The 6,150-nt window shown below is 76.0% G+C and carries 6 protein-coding genes and 1 riboswitch; all 6 genes read left to right on the forward strand.

Features of this window, described 5'->3' with window-relative positions; all coding sequences use genetic code 11:
• Window positions 1–104: 104 nt before the first annotated feature.
• Window positions 105–198: riboswitch (adenosylcobalamin (AdoCbl) riboswitch) on the forward strand.
• Between the two features lie 41 nt (window positions 199–239).
• Window positions 240–434 (forward strand): CbtB domain-containing protein, encoded by a 195-nt coding sequence (locus tag AB0G16_RS38110; protein WP_362815799.1) that lies wholly within the window; start codon window positions 240–242, stop codon window positions 432–434.
• 7 nt (window positions 435–441) lie between these two features.
• A complete protein-coding gene (locus AB0G16_RS38115; RefSeq protein ID WP_362815801.1) occupies window positions 442–1,209 on the forward strand; it encodes a CbtA family protein in 768 nt (255 codons plus the stop codon).
• Complete coding sequence (locus AB0G16_RS38120) at window positions 1,206–1,769, forward strand: histidine phosphatase family protein (protein WP_362815803.1); 564 nt, start codon at window positions 1,206–1,208, stop codon at window positions 1,767–1,769. Before AB0G16_RS38115 ends, AB0G16_RS38120 begins: the two co-directional genes overlap by 4 nt.
• A 118-nt stretch (window positions 1,770–1,887) precedes the next feature.
• The gene (locus AB0G16_RS38125) at window positions 1,888–4,044 is read left to right on the forward strand and encodes a VWA domain-containing protein (protein ID WP_362815805.1); all 2,157 of its coding nucleotides are present in this window, start codon (window positions 1,888–1,890) and stop codon (window positions 4,042–4,044) included.
• 104 nt (window positions 4,045–4,148) lie between these two features.
• Window positions 4,149–4,751, forward strand: coding sequence for a cob(I)yrinic acid a,c-diamide adenosyltransferase (cobO, locus tag AB0G16_RS38130; RefSeq protein WP_362815807.1), 603 nt, complete (start codon window positions 4,149–4,151; stop codon window positions 4,749–4,751).
• Complete coding sequence (locus AB0G16_RS38135; protein WP_362815809.1) at window positions 4,745–6,067, forward strand: cobyrinate a,c-diamide synthase; 1,323 nt, start codon at window positions 4,745–4,747, stop codon at window positions 6,065–6,067. Before cobO ends, AB0G16_RS38135 begins: the two co-directional genes overlap by 7 nt.
• Window positions 6,068–6,150 lie beyond the last annotated feature (83 nt).

The raw sequence follows: 6,150 nt of genomic DNA on the forward strand, positions 1-6,150 counted from the left end.
CAGGCGTGCCACCTCCACGTCCACGTCCTCGGGCACGTCGTACACGCCGGGCGCGTGTCGGGATTGACGAGGGATGGGAAACCGGGATACGTTCCGGGTGTTTTGTGGCGGTGCGAGGGAAATCCGGTGAAATTCCGGTACGGTCGCGCCACTGTAACCGGCCCCGAAGGGGCGGAAGTCAGGTCACTCGGCCGCCACCGACCTACGAAAAGGGACGCGTGATCCCGGAGGAGGCAGCCGTGAGTCAGATCTCGGCTTCGCATGCCCAGCCCATCCCCCTGCGGTCGCTCACCCGCTGGCTTCTCGCCGTGCCGGTGCTGCTGCTCCTGGCCTACCTGGTCACCTTCGACCAGGGAGCGGTCTCACAGGCGGGTGACTACCTGCACGAGCTGATGCACGACGGGCGCCACCTGCTCGGCGTGCCCTGCCACTGAGCCACAAGTGATCACCAAACTGATCGTCCGGGGACTCGTCGCCGGACTGCTCGCGGGGCTGCTCGCGGCCGTGTTCGCCTACACCGTGGGCGAGCCGCGCATCGACCAGGCCATCGCGCTGGAGGAGGCGGCCGCCGCGGCGGCCCCCGCCGCCGTCGAGGACACGGCCGCCGCCACGCACTCCCACGGGGCGGGGGCCGGCGATGCCGGCCACTCCCACGGGGAGGAGGCCCTGGTCAGCAGGGGTGGGCAGCGGTTCGGCCTGTTCCTCGCCCTGGGCCTGTACGGGCTGGCGGCCGGCGGCCTGTTCGCCCTCGTCCACGCGGCCGTACGCGGCCGGGCCGGGCCCCGCTCGGAACCGGTGCTCGCGCTCACCCTGGCCGCCGCCGCGTTCGTCGCGGTGGTCCTCGTCCCCTTCGTGAAGTATCCCGCCAACCCGCCCGCCGTGGGCGACCCGGGGACCATCGGCCGGCGCACCGTGCTCTACCTGGTCGCGGTGGCCATCGGCCTCCTCGCGGTGGCCGCCGGGGTCGCCGCCCACCGGTACGCCTCGGGCGCCGAGCCGGGGGTGCGGTGGCTGGTCACGGGCGCCTCGGTGCTCGTCCCTGTCATCGCCGCCTGGGCACTGATGCCGAGGGTCGCGGAGGTGCCGCGGGGTTTCCCCGCGGACCTGCTCTGGGACTTCCGGATCGCCTCCCTGGGCACCCAGGTGGTCTTCTGGGCGGGCATCGGCGTGCTGTTCGCCCTCGCCGCGCGCCGGCGCGCCCCGGTGTGACGACTCCCTCGGGGGTCACCCGCCTGCTGCTGGTCTGCCACGCCTCCACCGCGGCGACGGCGCGGGCCGCGTTCCCCGTCGACGAACCGCTCGACGGGCGCGGCCTGCGCCGGGCCGCCGAACTGGCACGGGAGTTCGTCCCGGGCCCGGCGGCCTGCCCCGCGGAGCTGCGCTGCCGGCAGACGGCGGCGGCGCTCGGCCTGCGGGCCGAGCCCGACCCGGCGCTGGCCGACTGCGACTACGGGCGCTGGGCCGGGATGACGCTCGGCGAGGTCGAGGCCGCCGAACCCGAGGCGCTCGCGTCCTGGCTCGGCGACCCGGCCGCGGCGCCGCACGGCGGCGAGCCGGTCACCGCGCTCCTGGCCAGGGTCTCCGGCTGGCTCGCGGCCTGCTCCCCGGGCCGGACGGTCGCGGTCACCCACCCGTCGGTCGTCCGCGCCGCCGTGGTGCATGCCCTCGGGGCCCCGGCCGGCGCCTTCTGGCGCGTGGACGTGGCGCCGCTGGCCCGGGTGACGCTCACCGGGCGCGGCGTGCGCTGGCGGCTGACCTGCTCCCCGTGAGGACGCCCGCGCCTCCCGTGACGACGCCCACGCCCCCTGTGAGGGCGTCCGCCTTCCCCGTGAGGGCGCCCGCCCACGACGCCCACGACGCCCACGACGCCGCAAGGAGAGCCCGAAGGTGCCTGACTCCCGTTATCCGTTCACCGCGATCGTGGGGCTGGAGGATCTCAAGCTCGCCCTCATCCTCAACGCCGTGTCCCCGCGGGTCGGGGGCGTGCTGGTCAGGGGGGAGAAGGGCACCGCCAAGTCCACCGTCGTACGGGCGCTGGCCGCGCTGCTGCCTCCCGTCGAGGTGGTGACCGGCTGCCGCTTCTCCTGCGACCCCGCGGCCCCCGACCCCGGTTGTCCCGACGGCCCCCACGAGGTCCTCCCTGCGGTCCTCCCGGCGGAGGGGGCGCTCCGGCCCGCCCGCCTGGTCGAGCTGCCCGTCGGCGCCTCCGAGGACCGGCTGGTCGGCTCCCTCGACATCGAACGCGTCCTGACCGAGGGCGTGAAGTCCTTCGAACCCGGCCTGCTGGCGGGCGCCCACCGGGGCGTCCTGTACGTCGACGAGGTCAACCTCCTGCACGACCACCTGGTCGACCTGCTGCTCGACGCCGCCGCCCTGGGCACCTGCTACGTCGAGCGCGAGGGCGTGTCGGTACGCCACGCGGCGCGCTTCCTGCTGGTGGGGACCATGAACCCGGAGGAGGGCGAGCTCCGCCCGCAACTGCTCGACCGCTTCGGGCTGACCGTGGAGGTGCGCGCCTCGCGGGAGCCGTCCCGGCGGGTGGAGGTGGTACGCCGCCGCCTGGCCTTCGAGGCCGACCCCGGCGGTTTCGCCGCCGCCTGGTCGGACGAGGAGCGCGAGCTGGCCGCCCGGATCGCAGGGGCGCGGGCCCGGCTGCCCGAGGTCGTCCTTCCGGACGCGGCGCTGCTGCGGATCGCCACGGTCTGCGCGGGGTTCGAGGTGGACGGGCTCCGGGCCGACCTGGTGACCGCGAGCGCCGCGATCGCGCACGCCGCCTGGCGGGGGCGTACCCGGGTCACCGCCGACGACGTGCGGGAGGCGGCCCGGCTCGCGCTCCCGCACCGCCGGCGCCGCGACCCCTTCGACGCGCCCGGCCTGGACGAGTCCAGGCTCCAGGACCTCCTGGACCAGATCCCCGACGACCCCGACGACCCCGACGACCCCGACGACCCCGGGGGCTCGGGCGGCCCGGGCGGCCCGGACCCCGACGGCGGTCCCGAGGCAGGGGAACCGGCGCGGGACACCTCGGACCACCCCGGGGAGTCAGGAGACTCCCGTGACCCCGGTGACCCCGGTGACCCCGGAGACACCGGCGGGCCCGATGGCGCGGACGCCGAGCCGCCCGCCGTCCCGGGTCCCCGCGACACCGCCGGCCCCGGCGCCGACCCCGGCACGGAGGCGGACGAGCCGGAAAAGCCGGGCGCGGACCCTGCTGGCGGGCACGGGGCAGGTGGCCGGGAGCGGACCTTCGGCGCCGACCCGGGCGGCAGGACCAGGCTGTTCACCGTCCCCGGCGTCGGCGCCGGGGCCCCCGGACGGCGCTCCCGGGCCAGGACGCCGCTGGGCCGCACCACCGGGGCCAGGGTCCCGGAGGGCCGTACCGGCTCCGTGCACCTGAGGGCGACGGTCGGCGCCGCCGCCCCGCACCAGGCGGCGCGGGGCAGGAGCGGTCCCGGGCTGCTGCTGCGGCGCGGCGACCTGCGGGAGGCGGTCCGCGAGGGCAGGGAGGGCAACCTGGTGCTCTTCGTGGTGGACGCCAGCGGCTCCATGGCCGCCAGGCAGCGTATGCGCGCGGTCAAGACGGCCGTGCTCGGCCTGCTGACGGACGCCTACCAGCGTCGCGACAAGGTGGGTCTCGTCACCTTCCGCGGAACCCGGGCGGACCTGGTCCTGCCGCCGACCTCCTCGGTCGAGGCGGGGGCGGCCCGGCTGCGCGAGCTGCCCACCGGGGGGCGCACCCCCCTGGCCGCCGGGCTGCTGCGGGCCGCCGAGGTGCTGCGGGTCGAGCGGCTGCGCGATCCGTCCCGGCGCCCGCTGCTGGTCCTGGTCACCGACGGCCGGGCGACGTCGGGCACCGTCGAGGACTCCCGGCGGGCGGCCGGGTTGCTGGCGGGCGTGGCGGGCGTGGTGGTCGACTGCGAGGACGGGCACGTGCGCCTCGGCCTCGCCGCCGCGCTGGCGGCGCGGATGGGCGCGGAGACCGTACGCCTGGACGACCTCACCGACCTGGCCGGAATCATCCGTGAGCGGCGCGGTGCCGCCTGAGAGGCGGACCGGAGTGATCCCCGGGCGGCGCGGTGCCGCCCGGGAACGGACCGGAACGATCCACGAGCGGCGCGGTGCCGCGTGAGAGCGAAGAGGGGGCGAGGATGCCACAGGGCAGACCCGTCAGCGTGCCCGAGGACGGCCTGACCACCCGGCAGCGCCGTACCAGGCCGCTGCTGATCGTCCACACCGGCCCGGGAAAGGGCAAGTCCACCGCGGCCTTCGGCCTGGCGCTGCGCGCCTGGAACCAGGGCTGGCCGATCGGGGTCTTCCAGTTCGTCAAGTCCGCCAAGTGGCGCATCGGCGAGGAGCGCGCCCTGCGGGTGCTCGGCGACTCGGGGGAGGGCGGGACCGTCTCCTGGCACAAGATGGGCGAGGGCTGGTCCTGGATCCAGCGGCCCGGCAGCGAGGAGGACCACGCCGCCGACGCCCGCGAGGGCTGGGAGCAGATCAGACGGGACCTCGCCGCCGAGACGTTCCGGCTGTACGTGCTCGACGAGTTCACCTACCCGATGAAGTGGGGCTGGATCGACGTCGACGAGGTGGTCTCCACCCTTCGGACGCGGCCCGGGACCCAGCACGTCGTGATCACCGGCCGCGACGCCGACCCCCGGCTGGTCGAGGCCGCCGACCTGGTGACCGAGATGGGCAAGGTCAGGCACCCGATGGACGCCGGCCAGAAGGGGCAGAAGGGCATCGAATGGTAGCCCGCCTGGTCATCGCGGCCCCCTCCTCGGGGGCGGGCAAGACGACCGTGGCCACCGGGCTGATGGCCGCCTTCGCCCGCCGCGGCACGAGGGTCTCCCCGCACAAGGTGGGGCCCGACTACATCGACCCGGGCTACCACGCCCTGGCCACCGGCCGTCCGGGCCGCAACCTCGACCCGTGGCTGGTGGGGGAGGAGCTCGTCGCCCCGCTGTTCCTGCACGGCGCCGCCGGGGCCGACCTCGCGATCGTCGAGGGCGTGATGGGCCTGTACGACGGCGCGGGCTCGGGCGAGTTCTCCTCCACCGCGCATGTGGCCCGGCTGCTCGACGCTCCCGTTGTCCTGGTGGTGGACGCCGCCAGGCAGAGCCGGTCGGTGGCCGCGCTGGTGCACGGGTTCGCCTCCTACGACACCCGGATCAGGCTCGGCGGGGTGATCCTCAACCGGATCGGCTCGGAGCGGCACGAACGCGTCTGCCGCGAGGCGCTCGCCGAGAGCGGGGTGCCGGTGCTCGGCGCGATCCGCCGCAGCGACGCGGTCGCGACCCCCTCACGGCACCTGGGCCTGGTGCCCGCCGCCGAGCGCCGGACCCAGGCGGTCCGGGCCATGGACGCCGTCGCGGACCTCGTCGCGGCCTCCTGCGACCTGGAGGGGCTGCTGCGGCTCGCCCGCACCGCGCCGCCGCAGGCGGCCGCGCCCTGGAGCCCCGGACCGCCCGTCCCGGCGGTGACGAGGATCGCGGTCGCGGGCGGTCAGGCCTTCACGTTCGGCTACACCGAGCAGGCCGAGTTGCTGGCGGCGGCGGGCGCCGAGATCGTCCCGCTGGACCCGCTGGCCGACGAGGCCCTCCCGGAGGGGACCCGCGGGATCGTCATCGGCGGCGGTTTCCCCGAGGTCTACGCGGCCGAGCTGTCGGCCAACGAACCGCTGCGCGAGCGGGTCGGCGCGTTCGACGGGCCGATCTCGGCCGAGTGCGCCGGCCTGCTCTACCTGTCCAGGAGGCTGGACGGCAGGCCGATGTGCGGGGTCCTCGACGTGGAGGCCAGGATGACCGGCACGCTGACGCTCGGCTACCGGGACGCGGTGGCCGTGCGGGACTCGGCGCTCACCCGGAACGGCGAGCGCTACCGGGGTCACGAGTTCCACCGCACCGTGATCGAGCCCGCCCCCGACCGGCCGCTGTTCCGCTGGCGGGACGGGGCCGACGGCTTCGCCGACGACCGGGTCACCGCCTCCTACCTGCACCTGCACTGGGCCGGCAGCCCCGCCCTGGCCTCCCGGTTCGTCGCGGCCTGCCGCCGCGTCCCCGTCGGCTGACCCCTCGGGGGCCCAGGCGCGGCCTCGAAGAGCTGGGCGGGGATCTGCTGGATCCCGGCCAGGAAGAGGATCATGTAGAAGCC

The sequence above is a fragment of the Streptosporangium sp. NPDC023615 genome (assembly GCF_040640155.1).
GTDB lineage: Bacteria > Actinomycetota > Actinomycetes > Streptosporangiales > Streptosporangiaceae > Streptosporangium.